22 protein-coding genes, 1 tRNA gene and 1 pseudogene are annotated in these 25649 nt (G+C 48.3%); 17 read left to right on the top strand and 7 right to left on the bottom strand.

What is annotated here, in order from left to right; genetic code table 11:
• Window positions 1-204: 204 nt before the first annotated feature.
• From V5G20_RS20730 to efeO, 3 genes are read right to left on the bottom strand one after another with little or no spacing between them, the layout of a single operon-like run.
• Window positions 205-2100 (bottom strand): FTR1 family iron permease, encoded by a 1896-nt coding sequence (locus V5G20_RS20730; protein ID WP_422388006.1) that lies wholly within the window; start codon window positions 2098-2100, stop codon window positions 205-207.
• An 8-nt stretch (window positions 2101-2108) separates the two neighbouring features.
• Complete coding sequence (efeB, locus tag V5G20_RS20725; RefSeq protein WP_338462030.1) at window positions 2109-3380, bottom strand: iron uptake transporter deferrochelatase/peroxidase subunit; 1272 nt, start codon at window positions 3378-3380, stop codon at window positions 2109-2111.
• 3 nt (window positions 3381-3383) lie between these two features.
• Window positions 3384-4244 carry an iron uptake system protein EfeO gene (efeO, locus tag V5G20_RS20720; RefSeq protein WP_051567333.1) on the bottom strand — a complete coding sequence of 287 codons (861 nt, stop codon included), beginning with the start codon at window positions 4242-4244 and terminating at the stop codon, window positions 3384-3386.
• A gap of 399 nt (window positions 4245-4643) precedes the next feature.
• Between efeO and V5G20_RS20715 the strand changes: the two genes are divergently transcribed.
• A tRNA-Ala gene (locus tag V5G20_RS20715) sits at window positions 4644-4719 on the top strand.
• 55 nt (window positions 4720-4774) lie between these two features.
• On the opposite strand, the gene V5G20_RS20710 is transcribed toward V5G20_RS20715, so the two are convergent.
• The gene (locus V5G20_RS20710) at window positions 4775-5752 is read right to left on the bottom strand and encodes a quinone oxidoreductase family protein (RefSeq protein WP_172921036.1); all 978 of its coding nucleotides are present in this window, start codon (window positions 5750-5752) and stop codon (window positions 4775-4777) included.
• Window positions 5753-5845: 93 nt separating this feature from the next.
• On the opposite strand from V5G20_RS20710, the gene V5G20_RS20705 reads away from it, so the two are divergent.
• The 7 genes from V5G20_RS20705 (at window position 5846) to V5G20_RS20675 (ending at window position 13697) form a co-directional block, all read left to right on the top strand.
• Window positions 5846-6799, top strand: coding sequence for a YafY family protein (locus V5G20_RS20705; protein ID WP_338462027.1), 954 nt, complete (start codon window positions 5846-5848; stop codon window positions 6797-6799).
• Between the two features lie 466 nt (window positions 6800-7265).
• The gene (locus tag V5G20_RS20700; protein WP_228006877.1) at window positions 7266-7427 is read left to right on the top strand and encodes a Mor transcription activator family protein; all 162 of its coding nucleotides are present in this window, start codon (window positions 7266-7268) and stop codon (window positions 7425-7427) included.
• A 202-nt stretch (window positions 7428-7629) separates the two neighbouring features.
• Entirely contained in the window at window positions 7630-8112 is a 483-nt protein-coding gene (locus V5G20_RS20695; RefSeq protein WP_338462024.1) for a DUF1062 domain-containing protein, read from the top strand.
• A 111-nt stretch (window positions 8113-8223) separates the two neighbouring features.
• Entirely contained in the window at window positions 8224-9732 is a 1509-nt protein-coding gene (istA, locus tag V5G20_RS20690) for an IS21 family transposase (RefSeq protein ID WP_251256056.1), read from the top strand.
• Entirely contained in the window at window positions 9729-10472 is a 744-nt protein-coding gene (istB, locus tag V5G20_RS20685; RefSeq protein ID WP_025846873.1) for an IS21-like element helper ATPase IstB, read from the top strand. The genes istA and istB overlap by 4 nt, the downstream gene beginning before the upstream one ends.
• Window positions 10473-10923: 451 nt before the next feature.
• Entirely contained in the window at window positions 10924-11265 is a 342-nt protein-coding gene (locus V5G20_RS20680; protein WP_122958667.1) for an ArsR/SmtB family transcription factor, read from the top strand.
• A gap of 155 nt (window positions 11266-11420) precedes the next feature.
• A complete protein-coding gene (locus tag V5G20_RS20675; RefSeq protein ID WP_003387932.1) occupies window positions 11421-13697 on the top strand; it encodes an ATP-binding cassette domain-containing protein in 2277 nt (758 codons plus the stop codon).
• A 176-nt stretch (window positions 13698-13873) separates the two neighbouring features.
• On the opposite strand, the gene V5G20_RS20670 is transcribed toward V5G20_RS20675, so the two are convergent.
• Together V5G20_RS20670 and V5G20_RS20665 are read right to left on the bottom strand one after the other, a co-directional pair.
• On the bottom strand, window positions 13874-13954 hold the full coding sequence (locus V5G20_RS20670; protein ID WP_232425931.1) for a putative holin-like toxin: 81 nt from the start codon (window positions 13952-13954) through the stop codon (window positions 13874-13876).
• 202 nt (window positions 13955-14156) lie between these two features.
• Window positions 14157-15022 (bottom strand): annotated as a pseudogene (locus V5G20_RS20665) (LysR family transcriptional regulator).
• A 137-nt stretch (window positions 15023-15159) separates the two neighbouring features.
• Here V5G20_RS20665 and V5G20_RS20660 point away from each other — a divergent pair.
• From V5G20_RS20660 to V5G20_RS20625, 8 genes are all read left to right on the top strand, one after another.
• Window positions 15160-15735: a LysE family transporter gene (locus tag V5G20_RS20660; protein WP_039071098.1), complete on the top strand. Its 576-nt coding sequence runs from the start codon at window positions 15160-15162 to the stop codon at window positions 15733-15735.
• A 395-nt stretch (window positions 15736-16130) separates the two neighbouring features.
• Window positions 16131-16889: an alpha/beta fold hydrolase gene (locus V5G20_RS20655; protein WP_003387929.1), complete on the top strand. Its 759-nt coding sequence runs from the start codon at window positions 16131-16133 to the stop codon at window positions 16887-16889.
• A gap of 7 nt (window positions 16890-16896) precedes the next feature.
• A complete protein-coding gene (locus tag V5G20_RS20650; RefSeq protein WP_003387927.1) occupies window positions 16897-17481 on the top strand; it encodes a TetR/AcrR family transcriptional regulator in 585 nt (194 codons plus the stop codon).
• A 199-nt stretch (window positions 17482-17680) separates the two neighbouring features.
• A complete protein-coding gene (locus V5G20_RS20645; RefSeq protein WP_243013933.1) occupies window positions 17681-19750 on the top strand; it encodes a HelD family protein in 2070 nt (689 codons plus the stop codon).
• A gap of 619 nt (window positions 19751-20369) precedes the next feature.
• On the top strand, window positions 20370-21668 hold the full coding sequence (gene ltrA, locus V5G20_RS20640; protein ID WP_024985477.1) for a group II intron reverse transcriptase/maturase: 1299 nt from the start codon (window positions 20370-20372) through the stop codon (window positions 21666-21668).
• Window positions 21669-21951: 283 nt separating this feature from the next.
• On the top strand, window positions 21952-22605 hold the full coding sequence (locus V5G20_RS20635; protein WP_338462017.1) for a TetR/AcrR family transcriptional regulator: 654 nt from the start codon (window positions 21952-21954) through the stop codon (window positions 22603-22605).
• A 29-nt stretch (window positions 22606-22634) separates the two neighbouring features.
• On the top strand, window positions 22635-23003 hold the full coding sequence (locus V5G20_RS20630; RefSeq protein WP_003387923.1) for a DUF4180 domain-containing protein: 369 nt from the start codon (window positions 22635-22637) through the stop codon (window positions 23001-23003).
• Between the two features lie 36 nt (window positions 23004-23039).
• Entirely contained in the window at window positions 23040-23711 is a 672-nt protein-coding gene (locus V5G20_RS20625) for a formylglycine-generating enzyme family protein (RefSeq protein ID WP_024984454.1), read from the top strand.
• Window positions 23712-24211: 500 nt separating this feature from the next.
• Here V5G20_RS20625 and V5G20_RS27170 read toward each other — a convergent pair whose 3' ends face one another.
• Entirely contained in the window at window positions 24212-24454 is a 243-nt protein-coding gene (locus V5G20_RS27170; RefSeq protein ID WP_375338706.1) for an Ig-like domain-containing protein, read from the bottom strand.
• A gap of 594 nt (window positions 24455-25048) precedes the next feature.
• Between V5G20_RS27170 and V5G20_RS20620 the strand changes: the two genes are divergently transcribed.
• Window positions 25049-25570, top strand: coding sequence for a TetR/AcrR family transcriptional regulator (locus V5G20_RS20620; RefSeq protein WP_003387921.1), 522 nt, complete (start codon window positions 25049-25051; stop codon window positions 25568-25570).
• Window positions 25571-25649: the final 79 nt, after the last annotated feature.

The raw sequence follows: 25649 nt of genomic DNA, 5'->3' as shown, positions 1-25649 counted from the left end.
GAAGCGGGGGAAACCGTTTTTGTCCGCTGCCCGAAAAGACGGCAGAGCTTAACGTGATATTTCTTCCTTGATAAGTGTAGTAACTAGTCAATAAAAAGATTTGCGTTAGTCAATAAAAAATCCCTCTAGCTTTGGCGGACTGCAAACGAAAGAGCAGTCGCCGTATTGCCAGAGGGATTTTCTATTGAATGGGAATGCTCAGCGTTAAGAGACAGCAGCCCTGGCTTTCAGGTTTTTCCGCTCGACCCGGATTATATTCCACACAATGACAAGCAGAACGATCAGTTGCGGAATGGTGCCCTCCCAGCTACTGTACAAACCAAATGAAGGGGCGTCGATCAACAGATCAGACATATGCGCCGAAAGCTTCCCTGAAATCTGCAGGGCATGTATGCTCACGCCGATAAATTTAAACGCCAAATAGTAGAGCAATAGGCTCGCGACCAAAAAGAACGAGCGAATCGGAATGCGAGAGCTCATTTTGATCAGCGCGTACCCGATCACGGCCAGTAAAACGAGTGCGACCCCGATGCCGAACAGAAGGTCAGACATTTGAATAGAAGGCGCCATCCCGATGTAGAAAATGATCGTTTCTGCGCCTTCCCGCATTACAGCCAGAAAAGACGTCAAAGCCAATGACCAGAGCGCTCCTTTTGCCACCGATGCGCCAATCGATTTTTCCACGAACTGGTTCCAGGCGCGCAGATTGGACTTGCTGTGCAGCCACGCCCCGATCGTCACCATGAAGACAACGGCGATCAGACCGGTAACCCCTTCGATCAGCTCGCGGGAGTTGCCTGTGGACAGGTGGGACAAAAATACAGTCAGGACGAGCGCAAACGCTCCAGACACAACCACGCCTGCACCGGCGCCGGACCAGATCCATTTTCGCTTGTCGGCATTGCCCGTGCGGTTCAAAAACGTCAGCAGGGCAGCGATGACCAGGATAGCTTCCAAGCCTTCGCGGAACAGGATCACTCCGGCATCCCAAGCCGAGTAGGAAGCGGACTGGCTGTACGGCGCAAGCTCATCACGGAGCTCATTTAACAATGCATCCGCCTGCTCCAGCTTCGGAGGCTGGGAGAGCAGCAGGCTGGGGATGGAAACCATCCTGCTTTCAATCCGGTTGTACGCATCCTGCGACTTCGTCAAAACGACTCCCTCGACCGTTGGCCAGGCTACAATGAACTGGTCCATTTTGTCCGCTGCGTCTGTCGCCCGGCCGTTTTGCACGTCCGTTTGCACAGCGTTGAGCAGCTGAATCAGGTCGGAGATACTGTGAATCTCGCCCATAGCCCCCGTATCGCCGCTTGCTGCAGCAGATTTGCCGGCCAGATAGTCGTCCAGGACAAAGATCAATTCTTGCACCTTTTGCACGGCCTTTGCCTTGTCCGGCGGCTCTGTATTCAGCGCAATCCGCACGCCGGTGATTTTTACTTCGATCTTTCCGTAAAACTTGCCGTCCTCTTGGCGGATCAGGCTCTCTGCTTTGTACCATCCATTGACGAACGATTGGTAGCTGCTTTTGGCCTCTTCCCATTTCTCCGACTGGATTGCGGTCAGACTGTTTTGAATGAGCGGCAGGATTTTCTTGATGCTTTCATGCGCCTTTTCCTGCTTGCTCTCGCCGTCGAGGGAAGAGACGTACGTATCGATCGCTTTTGCCAAGGCAGACACGCTCGCATAAACGGCATCCGTATCGGGATTTGCTTGCGAGAGCTCTTGCTCGACAGCGGCAATGGCCTCCGTGACAGCCTTCGCCTCTGGACCGTTGCTCTTGGCCTCGCCCGCAATCGGGGCGGGGGCGTCCGGGGAATCCGTACTTGTGCCTGGCGTAGAATTACTGCTCGTACCAGGCGAGGAAGCTCCCTCAGCTTCCTTTGCAGCTGTTTCCGCCCAGAGCGTCTTCAGCTTGGAGATCGCGTCCTTCACTTGATCCAGATTTTTGTCTCCTGCTGAGATCAACGCATCGCTGACGAGGGAGATCAGCTGGTCTGACTGCTTGGCGGCGCCCGATTCGGGAGCGGCGAATGAGGAGGCCGGCAACACAAGCAGGAAGCATAGCAGCAGAATCGATATTGTGCGTTTCAAAAAGCCCACCTCCAACCTCACAGTAATGTATCTCCGATATACCCGCCCTGCCCGACGCCGGGCAGGCACGCGTACAGTCCGCTGCCGACGTGCACGATATACTCATTCAACCGGTCCTGGGCAGCGAGCTTTTGCTGCATCGGGACAAATTGCTTGCGCGGATCGCGGTTGTAGCAAATAAACAGCAGGCCTGCATCGAGCTGGCCGGTCTTAAGGTCAATGCCGTTCGAGTAGGAGTAGCCTCGACGCAGGATTTGCACCTTGCCCTCCATATGGGCAAGCGCCACGTGCGAGGCCGGGTCGATGAGCGGCCTTCCTTTGGCATCTTTTTTGCTGAAATCGAGCTTGGCGAATTCGTCCTTCTCCCCGATTGGTGCACCGGAATCGCGGTGGCGGCCAAAGGTCAGCTCCTGTTCGCCAAGCGAGGTGCGGTCCCACACTTCGATACGCATGCGAATCCGGCGGACGACCATGTAGCTGCCACCTGTCATCCAGGCCGGACCGTCAGTGGGGGGAACCCAGACGACCTCATCGGCAACGCTCGCATTTTTTACATCGGGGTTGTTCGTCCCGTCTTTAAAGCCGAGCAAATTGCGGGGAGTGGAGCCTTTCGGATCAGCCGCTCCTGTACGCTGGAAGCCTTGCTGGAGCCAGCGCAGGACAGCTTTCCCCCGGGCGATCCGGGCCAGGTTGCGTATTCCGTGAAAGGCGACCTGCGGATCGTTGGCGCATACCTGCACGACCACATCGCCATCCGACCAATCGTCGACCAGCGCGTCCCCTTTGAAGCGGGGCATGTCGATCAGTGCCTCCGGCCGTTTTCCAGCCAGGCCAAACCTCTGGTCAAAGAAGGAAGCGCCCACCCCGAATGTAAAGGTGAGCCGTGTCGGCAATAGCCCAATGGCCTCGCCCGTATCGGTAGGAGGGAGGAATGCATTCGTGCTTTCCTCCCCGACGCCCTGCCCCGCAGCCATCCGCGCACAGGCCTCTGTCCAGCTTTTGAACAGCTCCCGCACCGCTTGGACATCGGTCGTCGTCAGATCAAAAGCACCCATGCAAATAAAATCCTGCATGGGCGTCACAATGCCAGACTGATGCTTCCCGTAAAACGGAACGATGTCTTCGGAAGCAGATGGATGAGTATCGGGGGACCCAGATGCCGCTGTCTTGCTGTTCATCATCAGACTGCCCACGCCGCCGGCGCCGAGCAGCAGCCCGACGCCTCCTGCTCCGGCCAGCTTCAGCAAGTCGCGTCGGGTGTATGTTTTCCGGTCCTGATTGGAATCCATCCGTTACCCCTCCAACACCGTGCCGATTTTGGACAACGGCTCGGCTAAAGCGTCAATCGTTTGGCTCAGTTTTTTCGTTTCTTCCGGTTTCAGTTCCGTGTAGAGAACAAAATCGGTGCCTTTGCGGTACGGTGCAAGCGACTGGTCAAGCTCAGCAAAGCGGGTGTCGATTTCTTTCGCCAGGGCTGCATCTTTTTTCTCCAGTGTCGGCTTCAGGACCAGGTAAATTTCCTTGGCGCCTTCGACGTTGGCTGCGAAATCGTAAAGGTCGGTATGGGAGTAGCGCTCTTCCTCGCCGGTAACCTTGCTGGAGGAGACCTCGTTCAGCAGCTCGACAGCGCCGGTCACGAGCATCTGGGTGTCGATCTCGACGTGCTCTACTTTCACGCGGAGTTGTTTTACGTCCTGGAGCAGCTGGTCAGCCACTTTGTCCATGCCTTTGGTTGACTTGTCTACCCATAGTGCTTTCTCCAAACGGTGGAAGCCGCGCCATTCGCTATCCGGCACATCGCCTTCGCGAGCGTCGATCCACGGGTCGAAATCTCCGAGCGATTCGGCGATTGGCTCGATTCTTTCAAAGTACATGCGGGTAGGCGCATACAGCTTTTTGGCCGTTTCCAGATCGCCCGCCTTGACCGCTTTGACGAAAGCGTCGGTTTCTTTTACAAATTGATCCGTCTGGCTGATGACGAATTTGTGGTATTGCTCGATCGCTGCCTGGTCGGCTTCGTTTGAAGCGGCGGACTGGCTAGTTTGAGTGGTTTCACCGGCTTGACTAGTGCCGGCTACTGCGTCGGACTGCGATTGACCGGCCGCTGTGTCCGTTTTTTCGGCGGTTCCGGCTTGGCCGCAAGCGGCAAGCATCGCCGACAGGCTGAGAACTGCGAGGAATTTGGTAGGATTGGACTTGATGGACACGGGAGTTTTCCCCTTTCTGGTTGAGCGTTTTGTGTTTTGATTTTTGGTCAGTAAGTATGGGTTGAACGAATGAATAAGGAAGAGATAAAAGTTGGATATAAGTAATTGATAATGTTTATCATTATCAATGCTGTTGTTTATAGTAATAGGGGAGAGGGGAAATCGTCAACTGTTTTTTGTTGAGGGCAGGGAGTGAAAACGGGGGAGTGTTTCCGAGGGGGATGGGGGGGATAATGAAAGGCGGGGGTTAAACTTTTTAGGTTTGGAAAGCGAAATTTTTAGTTGCATCATAAATTTGGATGTGCTATACTCCTATTTGTAAGCGAGAGAAGTTCAGGAAAATATGGGGCATTAGCTCAGCTGGGAGAGCGCTACACTGGCAGTGTAGAGGTCAGCGGTTCGATCCCGCTATGCTCCACCATATATAGCAAGTAACGCAGCCAATCCCGGCTGCGTTTTTTGATTTCATGCCACCATCATTCTGAGCTTACTTTCAGACATAATTTCCCCAGGTAATGATTCGTGAGCGCGATATGTGCATCGCGTGCTTCTTCCAGCAAAAACGTGCGGCTGGTATGAACGGTTATTTGATCATTTTCAAGGTAATGATGCAATCGCCTAATAATGTCGGTATCCGGTTCGCCGTTATATCCAGATACGCTTATTCCGTCACGTGCCTGCAGCGCGGGGCGTATGCCATTGGGATATGCGACGCGTCCCCCCCTGCGAATACATTTCATCGCTGCATTGGCGGCCTCCCCGCCTGCGCAAAACAAGGCAGCATCGAAACCTTCAGGAGCGAACGTACTAGATGCCAAAGCAATATCCTCTGTACGGCCGTTCATCACCGCATCGATGCCGAGATTCTGTATCATCTCAACGCCGTCTTTACCTGAAGCAACGGCAAATACTCGTGCCCCTTTGCACTTCGCAAGCTGTACCGCCAAGTGGCCTACTCCTCCGCTGGCGCCAAAAATCATGATAGACTCTCCTTGTTTAAGCTCCAATACATCTTCAAGTCCACGCAGCGCAGTAATCCCCACTCCGGAGACCACCGCTGCTTCCTGAACGGTCATACCATTTGGAATCGGAGACACGTATTTGACATGAACAGATGCATACTCTGCATAGAATCCGCCTCGGGGATGAAGAAAGCCGGGGGCGTACACTTTATCGCCAATGTTGAATGCCAAAACCTTTTCGCCTGTTGCAGCCACAGTTCCAGCCCCTTCTGAACCTAATACATAAGGAAAACGGGGTTCTATGCCCAGCATTGACGCATACCCTCCTTGACGTTCAAATGTATCCCATTCTCCCACACCTGCGTATTCAACGCGAATCAGCACGTCCTCGGGTCCGATCTCGGGCAAATCAATCTTTTGCAGAACGAGTTCTTCAGGACCACCAAACCGATTAAGCACCGCAGCTTTCATCGTATCCATCTTATTAATCATAGCAACCTCCTCATTTGACCTGTGTTTTTGTTGCAATTGAAAGTGTACAAGAATACCATGACAATAACTGACATGTTTTATGGTGAGGAGTGAATGTTTATATCCAAGGCAAAGCTCTTATTCAACCTGATGATGTATGTCAATGCGAAGCGCTCCTTTACTGCTCAGGACGTTGCCTATGAATTCGATATTTCGGTGCGAACAGCACATAGGTATTTGTCAGAGTTGAGTGAAATGGGCGTCCCCCTCTATACCGAGCCTGGTCGAAACGGCGGTTATCGAGTGTTGAACAGCAGGCTGCTGCCACCCATTATCTTTGACGAGAATGAAGCCTTCTCCATTTTCTTTGCATTTCAATCACTACAATTCTATCAATCACTGCCCTTTGACATTGAGATCAAATCTGTTTCCGCAAAGCTGTATTCAAGCCTTCCGATTGATATAAAGAGAAAAATAGATCGGCTGGAGGGTGTGTTGTCCTTTTGGAATATAAAAAGAAGCGTTCCGTCACAATTTCTACAGGAAATTATCGAAGCTTCTGTAGAGAAGCAGAACCTGCAAATCGAATACGCGTCAAAAGAAAAGAATACGATCCGCGAAGTCTCCCCAATCGGTATCTATACGTACAATGGATTCTGGTATATGCCCGCCATTGATCTTGCCAATAACGAGGTAAAATTGTTTCGGACTGATCGGATTTTATCCTTGAAGGTTATGGAAAGGCATCAAGACCCGCAAGTCACTCTTCGTGAATGGTTGGACAGACACGCTGCCAAATCGCCAATGAATCCGCTCCGATTATACGTGGAGTTGACGAGGGAAGGACTGAGACAATGCCGGAGCCAGCCCTGGTTGGAGCCTGATATTGTGATGATGAATGAAGATCAAGGATACATTGACACTATGATTGATAAAAGTGAAGTCGAATTTGTATCCAGGTATTTTCTCCAGTTAGGTACTGCGGCAAAGGTTATCGAGCCGCGTGAAATGATTGACCGTATTTATTTCCTGTCACAAGAGCTGCTCAAGCACTATTCTGATAGGTAACGGTTGCTCCCGTTGCAGTCGCGGATCGTACCCAATCAGTTTTTTGGAGCAGTTGAATAAACCACTACGGGAGTGCGCCACACTGGGCAGTCAAGTGGTCGTCGGTTCGATCCCGGGTAGGTCCCATCTGGAGCCCACGCTCGGTGCTGCACCAAAATGCTCTTGTTCTTGATAACAAAGCAGGGCGGGGTTATAATTTTACAAAATTAGGCAGGAGGAGGCTTGTATATATGCTTAATCCAATCGTTAACATTGCATAGCAAAGGCTATTGCAATGAACAGCTACAAGGGTAGAAATCAGATGCGAACATAGCCTATGCTATTCCTAAAAATAAAACTTTTAGGAGAGCAAAATGAGCTATAAGAGAGCGATTCATATACTCCCGAATGACTTGCTTGAGATGGTGCAAGAGTATGTAGACGGTGAGTTTATCTATATCCCCAGAAAATCAGGCAAGAAAAAAGAATGGGGTCAAGTACATCTACCCGCACAGAATTACAGCAGCGAAATAGGCAGATTTATGAAGAGTATTTGGCGGGGAATAGTCTGCAACAATTAGCTGATAAATATTTTTTGTCTTTGAAAAGCATGCAAAGGATAATACGGGAACAAAGAAACATTCCTTGAGCATAGAATGAGCCAATGCAGTTTATCTACTGTATTGGCTCATTTTCTTTTACGAAAAGTCTTTGAGGTTTGGCTTTGCAGGACAGGATCATACAATGTAGGTAGACGAAATGCCAGACTGGGGGGACGTTTATGAAAAGGATTTGTGACAATCCGCCTTTTCTCTTTCCTATTTCATTCTGAATAGGAAGGATAACATTTTATGCAAATCGTAAACGTGGATATACAGTATCTATCTCCACCACCTGCAATCAAGTATTGCAAGAAATGTGGCAAAAAAACAGAGTATGTTTGTTCCGGATTATTTCGTGTAAATGCTCAACGCAAGTATTTAGATATATGGTTAATCTATAAATGTTCAAATTGCGATTCTACATGGAATATGACTATTTACTCCCGTATCAATCCCAAAAGCATTGCCTCCGAAATATTGGAGGGGTTCCATAGCAATAACGGAGAGCTTGTGGAGAAATATGCTATGGATACGGAGCTGATACAGAAAAACGGAGCTGAAGTTGGCCTTCCAAAGTACAAAATACGAGGGCCCGCTATTGATTTTTCCATGCCTATCGAATTACACATAAAAAGCCCCTATCCATCTCGGCTGAAAGTATCTGCTTTGTTACGGGAAATCTTGAATTTGTCTCAAAAGGCTTTTGAGCAAAGGATAACCTGTGAATGCTAATCTAATAATTGACCACCTAGTGGTACATCGCTCATAAAAAAGTTGACCACCTGAGCACCTCTTTCCTGTATCTTGTAGTTGTCTAGACAACAAGATATAGGAGGAAAGGAAATGCTTCAGATGGCTAATTATGAGTTTATCAGGAAACAACACTTTCTGCTAGGGAAGTCGATTCGTCAAATTTCTCGCGAAACTGGCTACTCGCGTCAAGTGATACGAAAAGCCTTGACATCAACGGAAATCCCTGTATACCAGCTTTCAAAACCGAAGCCGAAGCCAGTCATTGATTTTGTCAAGCCCATCATCTTGGAATGGCTGCGTCAAGATGAACAGGCTCCCCCGAAGCAGCGTCATACTGCCAAACGTATTTACCAGAGACTCGTTGACGAACATGGATTCACCGGCGGTGAATCTACTGTACGACGCTACGTCAGAGAGTTGCGGGTTTCTCCTCCTAAAGCATTTGTCCCTCTTGATTTCCCGCCAGGGCGATTTGCCCAATTTGACTGGGGTGAGGTTACGGTTCATTTACAAGGGAAACAAGTGAAGGTTCAAGTCTTTTGTATGCGTTGCACATACAGCAGAAAGATTTTCATCAAGACATTTGCTCATCAGAAGCAAGAGGCTCTTCTCCAAGGTCATGTAGATGCTTTTGAATTTTTCGGTGCTGTTCCCCAAGTCATCACATACGACAACCTGACAACAGCCGTTAAGAAGGTATTGGAAGGCAAAAATCGCGAGGAACAAGAGCGATTTATTCAGCTACGTGCCCACTACCTGTTTGAAAGCTATTTCTGTGATCCGGGAAAAGGGCATCAAAAAGGCCAAGTGGAAAACCTCGTACAGTTTGCCCAGAGGCAATTTTTTGCACCTGTTCCTAGTGTTTCTTCTCTGGAGGAGCTAAATCAAATCCTCCTCGAAAAATGTATCTCTTACGAGAATACAACCGTTCCCCGGTCTTCCCTAACGGTTGGAGAAGCATTTGTTCAAGAGTTGCCCATCATGCTTCCATTGCCTCCACGGCCATTGGATTGTTTCCGTGTTGTACCCGTGAAAAGCAATACGCTATCCATGATCCACATTGAAAAAAATGCCTATTCCGTCCCGGTTTCCTATGCATCGACCCAACTTATTTGCCGAGTATTTGCTGAAAAAATTGAGGTGTATCACGGAAAAAGCCTGATTGCGACGCATGAGCGGTGCTTGGAAAAAGGAAAGGAGATTTTGCAATACGATCATTATCTGGATTTACTTCTTATTCGCCCAGGAGCAGTTCTTTATGCTAGACCATTGCATCAGGCAGGATTACCCGCCATTTACCAAAAGTTCTTGGACAAGTGCCGTAACCGACCAGGAGGGATGAAGGAGTTCGTTCGACTCTTGCTTTTGCACCGTGAATTCGATACTTCTCTCGTCGAAGAAGCACTGGGGGAGGCCTGCCAAAAAGGGATGTTCCAGTATGATGCCGTAAGGCAATTATTGTTTCAGCGAACATTGCCGGAACACCGTTTGCCCCAACTCTCGTTGGCGGAGGATAGCTCTGTTCCACGTATTCAGGTAAAGGCCCCAGATCTTAGCCAGTACAATCGTTTGTTACAGAAAAGGAGTGTGGTTCATTGAGTACGAGTTTCCTGCTTGAAACCTACGCGAAACGCCTTCGCTTACCTGCGATTAAACGTGTCTATAAGGAAATCGCCCATGATGCTGCTGAACGGCAAATTCCCTACGAGGAGTTCCTCTTAGCCCTACTAGAGCAAGAAGTTCAGCAAAGGGATGCTAACCAAATCGCGAGTCGCATCAAGCACGCCAAATTCCCTTCTATGAAAACGCTCGATCAATTTGAATTCTCGGCGATTCCGTCCCTCAATAAGCCCAAATTGCTTCAACTGGCTCGTTGTGAGTACATCGAAAAGGCAGAGAACATCATGTTTATCGGAAACTCTGGCACTGGCAAAACTCATCTCTCCATTGCACTCGGGAAGGAAGCTTGCCATCATGGCTATTCCGTTCAGTTTTGGACTGCCGCTAAAATATGTAACGAGCTTATGGAAGCTCAGTCCCAAAAGCGAATCCTCCAGCTAGAGAGGCAATGGTTGAAAACAGATTTGATTATTTTGGATGAAGTCGGGTTTGTCCCTCTGAGTCGGACCGGGGCGGAGTTATTATTCCAATTTTGTGCGGCCCGCTATGAGAAAGGAAGCATGATCATTACCAGTAATCTGGAATTTACGGAATGGACACAGATTTTCAAAGATGAGCAAATGACGTCAGCCCTGGTTGATCGGCTTACCCATCGTGCCCATATCTTTGCAATGAATGGAGACAGCTATCGCTTTAAGCAGAGCATTCAAAGATCGTGATCATGAAAAAGTTACCCACCCGACGGGTGGATTGATTTTTGCCATGGTGGTCAATTTTTTGATGAGCACGGTGGTCAACATTTTGATTGACATTCACAATAACCAACGAGTCAATCCGAAGCGCTAGCGGGCTTGACTTAAAAAAATGCAGAATACAAACAGAAGTTGTTTTGATAATTGAGAACTGAAAGTCAACGGCGGTTTTGACAACAGGTATGTAGCCGCCGTTTTCCTTCTACACGGCAGAGATGCCGTTTTTTTGTTTATCTTTAAATGACGGAGTTCCGTCGAAGACGTTCACTGGCGGTTTCCGACATCGAACGTAAAAAATCGCACTCACAGCTTCGGAGTTTTGAAGCTGGAAAGAAATGCTGGTTCCCTGATAGTGAGGTGGTTAAAAAAGTCGTTATATGCGTTTGTGTGTATATACGCGATGGTGTATATTAAAAACATGAACACGACATCGATGCAACTAACATTAATTACGATCGCCGAGCCGAACCGTTTTAACATTGTCGAACTTTTAAAACAAGGACCGCGATCCGTAAGTGAAATCGTTCAGGCTCTCAACATCGGCCAACCGCAAGTGTCTCGCCATTTGCGTATTTTGAGCGAGGCTGGGTTGGTACGCGTCCGCAGCAAGGCCCAGCAGCGAATATATAGCCTTGAAGCCCGGCCGTTTCAGGAGCTGGATGAATGGTTCGATTCATTCAGCATCCTGTGGGAAGAACGACTCGACAATTTCGAAGACAATATGTTCGACTACGACTACAAAAGAAAGGAGAACGTATGACAGGGCTCAATAGCTTTACCGCGAATTGCTCTCGGAACTACCAGGCAACCTGGAACGAGTGCGTATCAACCGCCAATGCCAAACCCTGATCTTCAAGCGCTTGCGGCCGTTCTGCGAGGAGGCAAGCAGAAATTCACTTTCGGAAGGATGATAACATGAGCGAATCCAATCAGGAATATATCGTAATCTCGGCTGCAAGGGAAAACAATCTCAAGAACGTATCCTTGCGCATTCCCAAGCGGAAGATCACAATTTTCACCGGGGTATCCGGATCGGGCAAGTCATCAATCGTCTTCGATACGATTGCCGCAGAATCCACGCGTTTGCTAAATGAGAACTTCAGCATGTTCGTGCGTAATTTCCTGCCGCGCTATCCGCAGCCAGATGCGGATGCGATCGAGAACCTGAGCATGGCGGTTATTGTGGATCAGAAGCGGCTGGGCGGCGGTTCCCATTCCACAATGGGCACGATTACCGACATTTCTCCCATTCTTCGTCTTCTCTTCTCCCGAGTGGGTCAGCCCTATATTGGACAAGCGCACATGTTTTCATTTAACGATCCGCAGGGCATGTGTCCCGAGTGCAACGGAATCGGCCGCAGGCTGGGAGTAGACATGAGCAAGGCGCTGGACATGTCAAAGTCGTTGAATGAAGGGGCCATCCTGCTCCCTGACTATAAGGTGAACGGCTGGGAGTGGAATATGATCGTGCAATCGGGGGCCTTCGATCTCGATAAGAAACTGAGCGATTATTCGGAGGAGGAGCTGGAGCAGCTGCTGTACGCCAAGGCGAGGAAAGTGGAGATGGATTTCGCCGGGAAGGCAATGAATATTACAGTGGAGGGTGTCATCGAGAAGTTCACCAACAAGTACATCAAGCAGGATGTAAAGACGAAATCGGAGCGCACACAAAAAGCTGTTGCACCGTACATCACCGAAGGTACCTGCTCCAGCTGCCACGGCGCGAGACTCAGTCAGGCCGCGCTCAGTTGCAGGATCAATGGACGGAACATTGCGGAGCTGTCCTCCATGGAGGTCGGACAGCTCATCGGCGTCATACGGGAGATTGACGACGAGGTCGCCGCTCCGATCGTAAAATCGCTGACAGAGCGGTTGCAGCATTTGGTGGATATCGGACTTGACTACTTGACGCTGGACCGGGAGACGGATACATTGTCCGGCGGCGAGTCGCAGCGCGTCAAGATGGTGAAGCACCTGAGCGGCAGTCTTGTGGATGTCACTTACATCTTCGATGAGCCCAGCGTTGGCTTGCACCCCCGTGATGTACACCGGTTAAATGGGTTGCTTCAGAAGCTGCGCGACAAGGGGAATACCGTGATCGTCGTCGAGCATGATCCCGATGTGATCAAGGTGGCGGATCATATCGTCGATGTTGGACCATATGCCGGGAGCCGCGGCGGTACCATCGTGTATGAAGGAAGCTTCCAGGGGCTGCTCGAAGCAGATACGCTGACGGGCACCCATATGAAGCGGCCGCTCCTCCTGAAGCACGATTGCAGGCAGCCGTCCGGCAAGCTGTCCATAAAGAATGCCACACTGCACAACCTGCGAAATGTAAGTGTAGATATTCCAACGGGGGTGCTCACAGTCGTTACGGGTGTCGCCGGCTCGGGCAAGAGCACGCTGATTAACGAAGTATTCCTCAGCCAGCATCCGGATGCGATTGTCATCGACCAATCGGCGGTAGGAGTGTCAACACGCTCGAATCCCGCGACCTATACGGGCATTATGGATGATGTGCGCAAGGCGTTTGCTTCCGCGAACAAGGTGAGCCAAGGATTGTTCAGCTTCAACTCCAAGGGGGCTTGCGAGAACTGCCAAGGGCTGGGTGTTGTGTATACAGACCTCGCATTCCTCGACAGCGTGAAGCTGCCATGCGAAGTATGCGGAGGTAGACGATTCAAGGAAGAAGTGCTCGCGTACAAGCTGAACGGCAAGTCAATTGCAGAAGTGCTGGAGATGACTGTGGAGCAGGCATTGGATTTTTTTGAGCTAAAAGAGGTTGTTCGCAAGCTCCAGGCGATGAGTGATGTGGGGCTGAACTATATTACGCTCGGTCAGCCGCTCAGCACGCTTTCGGGAGGGGAATGCCAGCGTATCAAGCTGGCAAGCGAGCTGCATAAGAAAGGCAGCATTTATGTGATGGATGAGCCGACGACCGGACTACACATGTCAGATATCGGTCACATTCTGGGGATCATGAACCGTCTCGTGGATGCCGGCAATACGGTGATCGTCATCGAGCACAATCTCGATGTGATCAGCCAAGCGGATTGGATCATCGATATGGGACCGGACGGCGGCAGCAAGGGCGGGCAGGTGGTGTTCGAGGGCACCCCTTCGCAGATCATCCATGCAGAACAGTCGATCACGGGAAAATACTTGATGAAGGCATCTAATCCACTGCCGTAAAGCAAGTCTGTATATTTTCATGACGCGAATCTTGCCTGTAAAAACTGGAAAACGTTTAGTAAGAAGAAGAAGGAGCCGTGCTGTAACACGACTCCCTGGCACAGCAGACTGCTTCAAAGGCAGTCGGCTTCGGATCTGTGACCAAGAAATAGACCGCTTACCTTGGCGAGGGCGGTCTATTTCTTTTGGCTAATCGCAGCAATGATCGCGACAATCAGTGAGAGCAGTGCAATAAGAAGCGGACCAAAACCGATCATCCGTGTCAAAGCGTCTTTAACCCTAGCCGGTAGAAACGTTACACTGGCCGTGTAAAACATGAAAAGTTGTACGGTATATAAAAAAATAAAAGCCGATGTTCTTTAAGTAGAATATCGGCTATTGAACTTTTACGATCCACCAGCTTCAAAAATGCTATAAAAGCAGAGACCCATTGCGTTTCAGCATTTCCATTCTCCGTACCTACACAGCTTCCAACGTCAGCTCAATAAACTTTTGCACCGCAGGAGAAAGCGACTTTTTTGACTTGACGAGCAGATGCGAGTAAATGGGCTCAAATTGTTCGTTGTGTTCAAGAATATTCAATAATCCGTTTTCAACTTCATTTTTTACGGTGACATAGGGTAATACTGAAAAGCCCAAACCGCTCATCACACATTGCTTGATGGCCTCCAGGCTCCACAGTTCCATCGTTTGAAATGTCGGGATTTGATTCTGCACGAGATACGTCTCAAACATGGTGCGATAACTGCATCCATCTTCATTCGCAATAAAGTATTCGTCAGTCCCTTTATATTCATCAAAGTGCCGCTTTTTTTTGGACTGGCGATCAAAACGATCTCTTCCTTGTGCAATTGATGGTGGATGCAATGATCGATTTCCAATTTGGGCCAAACCATAAAAGCAATATCGACGAGTCCGCTCATCAAATCTTTTTGGTTTTGCCCGCAGGTGCCATTGCTTACGATGATCGTAACATCCGGATATTTCGTTGTATATTCCCTCAGAATGGGCCCCAAACGCGAAATCGTTAATGACTCCGGGGCAGCAATTTTTAGCTCTCCGCTTACTTTGTCATGGTTTTTCATCTGGGTTATGCGATGATACGTATCGAGCAATTCATCGGCCATGGGAATCAGTTCTTTTCCCAGGGAGGTCAGCTGCAGCTCTCTTCTGATGTAAGTAAATAATTCGCCGCCGATCTCCCTTTCCAACGCTTGTATATGAGAAGTAATGGTTGATTGCGTATAGCCCAATTTTTTGGCGGCATTCGTGTAGCTGCCGACATCGACAATGGTTCGAAACGTAAGAAAATGTCGTATATCCAAAAGGGTTGGCCTCCTCTTGTGTATTCAAAAAAATGATATTTGGTATTCGTGATTTCAATTTTACCGATAAATAGGCAGGTATTACAATGAATCACGTATTCTTTTGCAACTGATTAACGAGAGGAGAGATCAAGGAAATGAATCTTACCGCATTCCTTCTCTATATCATTATTACATCCATTACCCCGGGGCCAAGCAACCTGTTAGTGATGAACACGGCAAGAAGATATGGTTTCAAAGGATCTGCTCCCTTCAACATGGGAATAGTTTCAGGGTTTATTATGCTTGGGATAGGTACCTCGCTGCTGACGGCAAGTCTTTATCAGTGGATTCCCATGGCAGAACCATACTTGAAAGCAGCGGGTGCGGCGTACCTGTTGTATCTGGCATGGCAAATGGCATTTTCCAAGGGAGCCGAGGGTACGGACACGAATAGCCGGTCTTCTTTTTTTGCAGGCCTGCTTTTTCAGATTTTGAATGTAAAAAGCATCTTGTATTTCTTAACTGCCATGTCAACTTTCATTCTTCCCTATCACGACTCAAATGAAGCCAAGCTCTTTTTTATGTGCGTCACCATACTGATTGGCTGCGCAGCATTGCTATTGTGGGCCTTATGTGGTGCGGCTTTTAAAAAGGTATTTGCAAAATACGATAGGATCATAAATATGATCATGTGCTTGTTGCTCATCTATTCTGCGATAACCATTTTCTAAGAAAGAAGTGAGCTTTACCTTCTCCAGCGTTTATTACTGTGACCCGAACATGTCACGCATAAATGGGAAAATGTACAATAAAACGAGGGAAGGAGCCGTCCGGTAAGAAGACTTCCAGGCATAGTAGACCGTTTCAAAAGCGCTCGGCTTCGGAAGTTGCGATAGAAGAAATAGACCGTTTATCTTGGCGAGGGCGGTCTATTTCTATTGGTTAATCGTAGCAATGATAGCGTCAATCGGTGGGAGCATGAAACTCAACGCGACCTGATATGGGTTGCGTTTTTTGTGTGCAACTGGCAGTCGCATCGCTAGCGTTTTTATTGACTGGACATTCAGTCATAAAATAAACTATAGATGGAGATAATTCCAATCCAAAAAAGGAAAGGGGCTATTTCATGAATCTGAACCATAATTCGTATGGAAATGGACCGGCGATTGTCATGATTCACAGTGGGGGTGTCGACTCAAGAGAATGGTTGGAGCTCATCCCGCTGCTTGCCAACTTCCATCGGGTCGTCACCTTTGATGGTCGAGGCACCGGTCGTTCGCCAGCTCCTGAAGAACCGATGGACCTCGTTGCTGATTTGCTAGGACTGCTCGACCATTTGAAGCTGGATCGGGTTACGCTTGTCGGCCATTCCATAGGAGGCGAATTGGCCACCAATTTCACGCTCTCTTATCCGGAAAGAGTGGAACATCTGATTGTCATCGCGCCGTCTTTGACGGGATATCCTTACTCCAAAGTGTTTACGGATTGGATGGCCGAGATTAATTCGCTAGCTCCTGATATCGGTAAAATGGTGAAGTGTTCATTGGATGGTCCCAATTATCGAATTGTAATGGCAAGCGACTACCGTGACTTGCTTATTGAAATGCATACCCAATACATGACCCGCGTCTTTTCGGAGTGGCGGAGCTTTGAAGTGATTTGGCCACAGCCGCTTGCCATAGAGCGTTTGGAGCTGATTGCCCAGCCTACTCTGTTTATACACGGAACGGAAGAGTGGAGCGACATGCTCGGTGTGGCCAAGGAGTTTGAGCGAGTGTCTTCGATCGCTTTCGCCAAGGTGGAGGGAGCGGATCATATGTTGACATTGACGCACGCTGAGGACCTTGCCACGCATATTCATTCTTTTCTAAAATCGAAGGAGTGAATGATCCATGCCACGCAGCAGGGAAGAAAACGAACGAATTCGCCAACAGACCAAGAACAGTATAAGTACCGCAGCCATGGAGGTCTTCCTTGAACGGGGGTACCATGCTTCATCTGTCGAGGATATTGCCAAAAGAGCAGGCATCTCAAAGGGGCTGCTTTACAACTACTATCAGGGCAAAGAAGGCCTTTTGGCAGAAATCGTTCGAATTCGGACAGACGAGATAGCGAATGTCATCGAAACGGCGTCCGCGCTCCCTTCACCAAAAGATCAGTTGGCACATATTGTTGAAGGCGCGTTAAGCCACATTGTACAAAATCCGAAGGCGTACCGGTTTCTCCTTCATCTGCAGACGCAGCCTGAAGAGGATGCTGTGTTATCCAAATACAGCCAAATGTTAAACCAGGAAATGGCCAGGCAATTCGAAACCCAGTGTGCAATATTCGAGCGAATGGAAGTAGCGAATCCAGCACTCCGTTCCTTATACTTCTCCTCCGCGCTTCACGGTGTTATGCTGCTGATGACTGTGTACCCCGGCTATCCGGTTGAGGAAGTAAAGAAGCAGATTATCAAGGATTTCTGTCATGGTTAATCACCAAAAAAACCAAGTCCTGCTCTCAGGAACTTGGTTTTTGTCATCTTTAATATGAAAATTTATGGCATTTTTGTATGCCGTTTTTTGGACCCACGATTAAAATATAATACTACAAAGAAAAGTATAAGTCTATATTTTTTTGCGAAGTTCTCTACACTTATGAGTACATTCTTATTAAGAAAAGAGGGCGGCGTCTATGATCGAGAATCAGACGGAAATGGAAGAAAGAGAACATTTGGCCAACATCGTGTCCAAGCTGCAAAAAGCGCTGCAAACGATTGAGCAAAAGATCAGCAAGGCACATCATGAGATTATGGAATCCAAAAAATACCTTTGGGAGAACAGGTCCGAGCTTGACCCGGCGGAAACAGCAGCAAACAAGATCGACATCATGCTCACGATTGACCAGGGAGAGAAGGCTGTCGACAAAGAAAGAAGGCTTCGGAAACTAATAGAGTCCCCGTATTTCGGAAGAGTGGATTTCGTCCTTGACGGCCAGAGCAGAAGCGATTCCCACTACATCGGGGTCCATGCTTTCAGCGAAGAGGACAGCCAAAAGAACCTCATCTATGATTGGCGTTCCCCTGTCGCGAGCATGTTCTATGATTTTGAGGTAGGCAGAGCCTCTTACCCCTCTCCGGCAGGACAGGTTGAAGGGGAGGTCTGTTTGAAAAGACAATATAAGATCAAAGATGGCGTCATGCAATACATGATTGAAAGCTCGCTGAACATCAACGACGAAGTCCTGCAAAGAGAGCTCAGTCAGACATCCAACGAGAAGATGAAAAATATTGTCGCTACCATTCAAAAGGAACAAAACGTCATCATTCGCAATGAGCATTCCCATGAACTAATCATTCAAGGCGTTGCCGGATCAGGCAAAACCTCGGTCGCCCTTCACCGGGTCGCCTTTTTGCTGTACAGAAGCAAAGGGACGATCACTTCGCAGAATATATGGATTATCTCCCCGAATAAAGTGTTTTCCGACTATATTTCCAACATCCTCCCTGAGCTGGGGGAGGAGAAGATTATGGAGATCGGGATCGAAGAGATTGCGGAGAAAGAGCTTGACGGCGTATGCAAATTCGAGAGCTTCAGCCAGCAGGTGGCGGAGCTTGCAGCCTCGAACGACCAGTCTCTCATTGAACGCATCCAATATAAATCCGGCATAGAGATGGTAGAACGTCTGGATCAGTTTCTGGCCCATATGAGCGAGGCTTCCTTTGTCCCAGATGATATAGCATTCGACAACGTGCATATCGCAAAAGAAGACATCATGCGCGCTTATCGCGGTGCCGCAAACCTGCCAATCAAGCAAAGACTGGAGAAAACAGCGTCGATCATTGCGGCAAACGCAAGGGATGAAAATGGCGACAAGGCAACGGCAGCCACAGCAAAAAAAGTCAAAACGGCAATCAAGAAAATGTTTGCATCTCTGAATTTGCTTGTAATCTACAAGGATTTCTATGAATACATGGGAAGACCGGAATTGTTCAAGCTGAAAAAGCCAAAGATGCTGGAGTTTTCCGATGTTTTTCCTCTGGTCTATATGAAAATCCACCTGGAAGGAACAAAGGGCTTTGAGGAAGTGAAGCATTTGCTGGTGGATGAAATGCAGGATTATACACCCGTACAATACGCCGTTTTGTCCCGTTTGTTCACATGCAAAAAGACCATTCTGGGGGACTGCAATCAATCCGTGAATCCTTACTCCTCCTCTTCGATAACAGAGATCAAAAAGGTGTTTCCAAATGCGGAAACCGTTGAGTTGTTAAAGAGCTACCGCTCGACCGTGGAAATTATCAGGTTTGCCCAGCAAATCAACCCGAACAGCCGAATGATTCCGATCGAACGCCATGGCCCTTCCCCTGAGATCAAAAAGGCGAGTGACAGCAGCGCCGAGCTTGCACAGATCAAGAAAATCATCGCAAGCTTCCAGAAATCGGAGCAGCGTACTTTGGGCATCGTCTGCAAGTCGCAAAGCCAGGCGGAAAAGCTGTATCAAGAGATCGCGAGTAGTGGCGAAGCCGTCCATCTACTGGATTTTGGCAGCGATCAATTCCGTGAGGGGGTCATTGTCACGTCGTCACATTTGGCCAAAGGCCTTGAGTTTGATCAAGTGCTCGTGCCCTTTGTCGATGCGGAAAACTACAAGACAGACATGGACCGAAGCTTGCTGTATATCGCCTGCACAAGAGCCATGCATATGCTTACGCTTACTTATTCAGGAGAGGCTTCGCCATTTTTATTGCAGTTGGTGCAGTGAGGCGGTGAAGAAGTTAAGCAGGTAAGCGATGGAACGGTGAAATGGTGAAGCTAGCCGCTTTAAGACGCAACCACGCCCAGATGAGCGTGGTTTTTTGTGTGAAGCGTGCCCAGCAAGCCGTTAATTGCTAGTTGGTGAAAGTCCAACCGAGGCAGGAGCCAAGTCACCTCGTAGCTGACAGGCAACTGGTGGAGAAATCCTAAGGTTGAAGCCCTGTGACAAAGTAACTCGAAAGAGTGCGAGCAAATCAGCAGGCCGTAACATAAAGTGAATCCTGCAGCCTCGTTAAGAAAGACCACCGAGAGGTGGACAAAGGGAAGCCGAGCTTGTTTCATATGGGCGAAGGCCAAGGACGGTGTGGAGAACTTGGAATACAGCACCTATGAATCCCTCGGGGTATGGGGAGCGGTATGTTGAGAAAGTAGTTAACGGAACTGGGGAGACCCTACTCTGCACGCCCCGTCAGGAGCGTAAAACGGAAACCTATAACCGTAAGGGAAGTGGTGGATGGCAGAGAGGGAGTCGGAGGGGTTCATAGTACCGATGAACATAAGGACAACACAACCTTATGGAGGGAAGGAGCCCTGCTTTGTTCACGGGTCGAAGGAGGTAAGAGTGAGTGAATGCAAGTAAACTTGCTAACTACACCGATGTAAAAGCTCGACAACTTTGGACAACCCTATATCTTTGTGCCAAGGCAAACTCAAAACGGCGATTTCATGCCTTGTATGACAAAATCTACCGCCCGGATATTCTAGCGACAGCTTGGAGGAGAGTAAAAGCAAATAAAGGGAGCGGAGGAATCGACGGACAATCCATCGCACAGATTGTGGAGGAGTATGGGGAGAGCCGTTTTCTTAACGAGATCTATCTAGATTTAAAAGAAAAGCGGTATCGTCCACATCCGGTTCGTCGAACTTACATCCCTAAACCGGATGGCAAGAAACGTCCACTCGGCATCCCGACGATCAAGGATCGGGTGGTCCAAATGGCTACTAAGCTAGTCATTGAACCGATCTTTGAAGCTGATTTTCGGGACTGTTCTTATGGCTTTCGGCCAGGAAGAAATGCTCACCAGGCAATTGCACAGATACGCAAAGCAAGCAAGAGGTGTTATTGGGTCGTAGATGTTGACATTAAAGGGTATTTCGACAACATCAACCATGAGAAGTTGATGAAACTGGTCGAAATGAGAATCAGCGACAGACGTGTTCTGAAACTTATCCGACAATGGCTGCAGGCTGGGGTCATGGAAAATGATCAATTCCATGAAACAGAACTGGGAACTCCGCAAGGAGGGGTAATCTCGCCTCTTCTTTCAAACATCTATCTAAACTACATGGACACCATTTGGGAAAATCAATTCTCCCATCTTGGCACACTTATCCGCTATGCGGATGACTTCGTTATCATGTGCAGAACCAAACAAGAAGCATTGGAAAGCATTCAAGTGCTGATGGCTATTCTAAACAAGCTGGAGCTTAGTCTCAGTAAAGAGAAATCTAGACTCGTTAATATTTGGGACAATTCCACTGGGTTTGACTTTCTTGGGCTGCACCATCGCAAATTCCCCGTGTTCAACAAAGGGGGGAGCAAGGTATTTGCTATGTCTCATGTACCAGCTAAGAAAGCAATGAAGGAAATGAGACGTAAAATTAAGGAATACACTGCACCAAGGAACAAACTGTTTCTGTCTCTAGAAGAGCTAGTGAAAGGGCTAAATCGCAAGCTAAGGGGGTTCAAGAACTACTACTTCATCTCGCCCATCGCCAAACGATGGGCAAGACGGATAGACTGGTATGTGATTGAACGCCTTACAATCTTCTGCAACAAGAAAAGAAGCAAGCGGAATAAACATGCCGGAAAGCTGAAGGTCATACAAAACACGCAGGGTAGTTTATTGAAATTAGCCGGATAAAGTAAGCCGAATGCCAAAGAAAGAAGAACATCGGAAAGCCGTATGAGGGAAAACCTCACGTACGGTTTGATGAGGGGGAGCTGAAATGAGCAAGGCGACCATACGGTCGCCCGAAAGTTTCAGTTCTCTACTCTACAACGCGCTCAAGCAGGCAAGGCAGAGTACGTCCCATGCATATCTTCTCATCATATGAACGTCCCCATTTGACAATAATCCCCATCATCGAGTACACTCTTTTTATTCTGACTGTTCGGTATAAAAAAGAGTAAGGTGAAGTGAAACAATGCCCAAAGTAGGAATGGAACCAAAGCGTCGAGCAGAGGTCATCAACGCCACGCTCACCTGCATTAGCAAGCACGGGATTGATGGCATGACTTTTGAAAAGGTCGCGGAGTATGCCGGCTGCTCAAAAGGGGTGGTCACCTATTATTTCAAGAACAAGGATACGCTGACGATTGAAGCCTTTAAAGCATTTCTGGCGTATTTTGGTCTGAAAATTGAAGCAGAAATGGAAAGCACGATGACAGCCAAGGAAATGATTGACGTTACTCTGAAGCATATCCTCCCGACTTACCGTGATGACGAAGGGAAAAGCATGAATGTTTCTCAGTTGGATGGCATTGAAAAAATGTATATCCCATATGAAGACAAAGCCAAGCTTTTTTTGCAGTTTTTTTCAAAAGCCGCGCTGGATCGCAATTTGCAGGAAGTCGTATCCGAGAGCTATTCAAATGATCTTCATGGCATTGCCAAGATTTTTGATTACGGCAACAGAACGGGACATATGTCTGTAGAAGATCCCAAAAGCGCAGCGTATGGACTGCTGGCGATGGTAGTAGGTCTCAGCTTCTTTCGAGTGGCGGGCATTCCGACCGTAAATGGCGAAGACAACCGATACATTTGTGAGGAATACGTGAGAAGGCTTGCCAAGGAATAAGCAGTCAAAGCAAAACGAGGAGGAGATATATGAAAATAGCGAAAATCGAAGCAGGCGGGGCGGATGTTGCCATTGTGAGCAGCAGCGAGATCGTTATAGAGGATGTGCAGTCGGCATTGGATCTTATTGCAACTGTTCATTACGAGACAGGCTGCGATCGCATCATTCTAAACAAGTCTCTGGTAAGCGAAAGCTTTTTCGATTTGAAAACACGCCTGGCGGGCGAAATCCTGCAGAAGTTCATCAATTACCGCGTGAAGCTTGCCATCGTCGGAGATTTCTCTGTGTATTCAAGCAAGAGCTTAAAGGATTTCATCTATGAATCCAACAACGGAAAGGATATCTTTTTCCTGCCGACAGAAGAACAAGCGATTGAGAAGTTAAGCAGGCTGAAGTAGAAGACAGAGCGGGCGGAAGGGGGGTGTCAGTCAATCATGCGACATAGTCATGCTGAGTATCCGATGGTGAAAATTCCTCGGGGTCATATTCAATTAAGAGATGATCGCAAGAAAACGACATGGACGGTAAAAGTGAATTCGTTTTTGCTCGCAGCGGTTCCCGTGACGCATGAGCTATATTTCTCGATTATGCAAGAGACAGCCGGAGCTAATGACTCGCCTCAGACTCCCGTTGTAGAGGTCTCCTGGAATGATGCGGTATTATTTTGCAATTTGCTTTCTCAGCTATCGGGCCTGCAGGAATGTTACTCGATAAGTGATGATGGTGGGAGTGTCGTCTGCAACTGGGAGGCGGATGGTTATCGTCTTCCCACAGAAGCGGAATGGCAGTACGCATGCAAGGCAGGAGCTGCCGGGTATCGGTATGGAGAGCTTGATAAGATCGCATGGTATCGTGGAAATTCTGGCGGCATGGCTCGCGAGGTAGGAAGTAAGGCGCCAAATGCGTGGGGGCTCTATGATATGATCGGAAACGTGTGGGAATGGTGCTGGGATCTCTATGATGAGAATGTATACGGTTCCTACAGAATTTTCCGCGGTGGCAGTTGGGCAGAAGAGGCTAGAGGCTGCGGAGCGACATGCCGACGCCGCAGTCACCCTACGTTTCGCATTGATGACCTCGGTTTTCGTCTTGCCAGGTCCGTGTGAGGCGGCAAATGAAGTAACCCCTGCCTCTTACTAAGGGGGAGGGGTTGGTGGGCATGAAGCTGCATCAATAAATCTGGGATCGATTCCGTAAAACACCCAAGCAAATCCATTCCATCTATAACCGGAAAATTCGCCGTACTCTACTCGCGTTGGATAAAACCAAAACCTATCCCATTGATAAGCCACACAAAAGTGAACGCATATAAACAATCAACAATATAGGAAACAGCAGGTTTTGGAGGGATCGTTCCAGGCGGCGGTGAAGAAGGTCCTTGGACTGGATAAGCCATTTTTCTTACACTCCTTCCCAGTTCTCAGCAGCAGTATATTCCGGGAATGAAAAATAGACTCATGACAGGGTGAATAAAAGGACCTACATAATGGGTTTGGTTATTGGTCAAGCATGTAACAAACGGTAATTATAGAAAGTACGATGGGAGCTTCCCGAAAAAGCGATAAAAAACCCTCGGAATAACCCGAGGGCCGTTGATGGAGGGAAGTTATCTACAAATGATAAGCCACTTGCTGGATACTGTGCCGCCTTTACCGTCGTGAGCTGTAACGGTAATCGTTATCGTGCTTCCTACTGTTTGTTTTGGAAATCTCGCAGATAAATTGGTTGGATAAGCAGTAACAGAGACTGATGGATCATCCGATTCGGCTGTAAATGTAAGTTCATCTCCGTCGGGGTCCAAAAAAGCAGAGTAAGTTGGACCTAAAGTCCCCTCGGCGTATTGATTTATATAAGTTACTTCCAGGACTCCATTATGATCTTGAACGACAGGAGGTCGATTGCTATTCTCGACTTATCCCCTTCTCTTTGTGAGGGTTTCGTTCGAGCATACACCGTGCGGGCGACTTTCATCGCACACGGCGTTCCATCAACGGATAAGACAGATACTTTACAACGGGCAATTTAATCGTACAACGCATATTGCTTGATTTACAGTTTTTGTTGTCGACAAAAAACGTCGGCTTGTAACAACTCACGATTAAATGGAGAGGTTCTGAATACTCATGAACTGGCCAAAGACCGCGAGTTCGTCATTGGCGCAGGGAAGGAGGCGTGCGATGACACGAATCCTTGCTCAGTAGACCCCCTTTGAAGGCGGTCTGCTTTGGAATACGGTGAAAAACAGACCGTAACCCTTTGCAAGGACGGTCATTCCATTTGATTAAACCGCTGTGACCGTGGCAACAACCAGCGCCAGCAGCGCTACTATAGGCGCAAATTGATGAAGAATCGGTCATTGCTGAATTGTTTCATAGCGAATCCTGGTATATAATAGGGAACTAATTGATGAATCACTAACCAGTAAAAAGTGAGGAGAAATCCGATGTCGAAATCAGAGACGACTTCAGTGAATCGCAGGACGGAGATCATATCTGCAGCCATCGAGGTATTTGCAGAGATTGGATACTACAGGGCAACGACAGCACAAGTCGCGAAACGAGCCGAAATATCGCAGCCGTACATTTTTCGCTTTTTCTCGACCAAAGAAGCGTTGCTGCTTGCAGCATTGGAGGTATCCTGGATGCGGGTGATCGATTCCTTCCGCAAGGTCGTGGGGTCTGCGTCGCCGGAGCATCTGGAGACAGACCTGATCCAGGCTTATGATGAAATTTTGAATGCGTACCGGAATGAAATACTGCTTCAGATGCAGGCGCAGACGATTCAAGAAGACTCGATCCGCGAAGCGATGCGAAATGGATTCGGGGAGGTTCGCCGCATCGTATTGGAAGCCTTCCGTGCTGCCGGCATTCCAAATCCGGAAGAACGAACAATGCTGTTCCTGGCACGAGGGATGCTGTGCAACATCTCGACAGCGCTGAACATGCCCGAATTGAAGGAATTTTGAAGGGGGGGAAAGATTTTGCGAAAGTCGTGATTGACTGATCAATTACAACGTGATACATTGTCTTTAAGTTAGTGATTGA

Origin of the sequence: Brevibacillus borstelensis (genome assembly GCF_036700025.1) — a bacterium.
GTDB classification, from domain to species: domain Bacteria; phylum Bacillota; class Bacilli; order Brevibacillales; family Brevibacillaceae; genus Brevibacillus; species Brevibacillus borstelensis.
Note: the sequence above shows the minus strand (reverse complement) of the source record. Positions and strands in the feature narration are given on the sequence as shown.

Bases quoted from the DNA above. Each gene is read 5' to 3' on its own strand.
- V5G20_RS20620 (WP_003387921.1), top strand. From the start codon at position 25,049: ATGTCGAAATCAGAGACGACTTCAGTGAATCGCAGGACGGAGATCATA.
- V5G20_RS20635 (WP_338462017.1), top strand. From the start codon at position 21,952: ATGCCCAAAGTAGGAATGGAACCAAAGCGTCGAGCAGAGGTCATCAAC.
- V5G20_RS20625 (WP_024984454.1), top strand. From the start codon at position 23,040: ATGCGACATAGTCATGCTGAGTATCCGATGGTGAAAATTCCTCGGGGT.
- V5G20_RS20655 (WP_003387929.1), top strand. From the start codon at position 16,131: ATGAATCTGAACCATAATTCGTATGGAAATGGACCGGCGATTGTCATG.
- V5G20_RS20670 (WP_232425931.1), bottom strand. From the start codon at position 13,954: ATGATCGGTTTTGGTCCGCTTCTTATTGCACTGCTCTCACTGATTGTC.
- V5G20_RS20630 (WP_003387923.1), top strand. From the start codon at position 22,635: ATGAAAATAGCGAAAATCGAAGCAGGCGGGGCGGATGTTGCCATTGTG.
- V5G20_RS20645 (WP_243013933.1), top strand. From the start codon at position 17,681: ATGATCGAGAATCAGACGGAAATGGAAGAAAGAGAACATTTGGCCAAC.
- V5G20_RS20675 (WP_003387932.1), top strand. From the start codon at position 11,421: ATGAGCGAATCCAATCAGGAATATATCGTAATCTCGGCTGCAAGGGAA.
- V5G20_RS20680 (WP_122958667.1), top strand. From the start codon at position 10,924: ATGAACACGACATCGATGCAACTAACATTAATTACGATCGCCGAGCCG.
- V5G20_RS20695 (WP_338462024.1), top strand. From the start codon at position 7,630: ATGCAAATCGTAAACGTGGATATACAGTATCTATCTCCACCACCTGCA.
- V5G20_RS20700 (WP_228006877.1), top strand. From the start codon at position 7,266: ATGGGGTCAAGTACATCTACCCGCACAGAATTACAGCAGCGAAATAGG.
- efeO (WP_051567333.1), bottom strand. From the start codon at position 4,244: ATGCTTGCCGCTTGCGGCCAAGCCGGAACCGCCGAAAAAACGGACACA.
- istA (WP_251256056.1), top strand. From the start codon at position 8,224: ATGCTTCAGATGGCTAATTATGAGTTTATCAGGAAACAACACTTTCTG.
- V5G20_RS20705 (WP_338462027.1), top strand. From the start codon at position 5,846: ATGTTTATATCCAAGGCAAAGCTCTTATTCAACCTGATGATGTATGTC.
- V5G20_RS20650 (WP_003387927.1), top strand. From the start codon at position 16,897: ATGCCACGCAGCAGGGAAGAAAACGAACGAATTCGCCAACAGACCAAG.
- efeB (WP_338462030.1), bottom strand. From the start codon at position 3,380: ATGGATTCCAATCAGGACCGGAAAACATACACCCGACGCGACTTGCTG.
- V5G20_RS20710 (WP_172921036.1), bottom strand. From the start codon at position 5,752: ATGATTAATAAGATGGATACGATGAAAGCTGCGGTGCTTAATCGGTTT.
- V5G20_RS20660 (WP_039071098.1), top strand. From the start codon at position 15,160: ATGAATCTTACCGCATTCCTTCTCTATATCATTATTACATCCATTACC.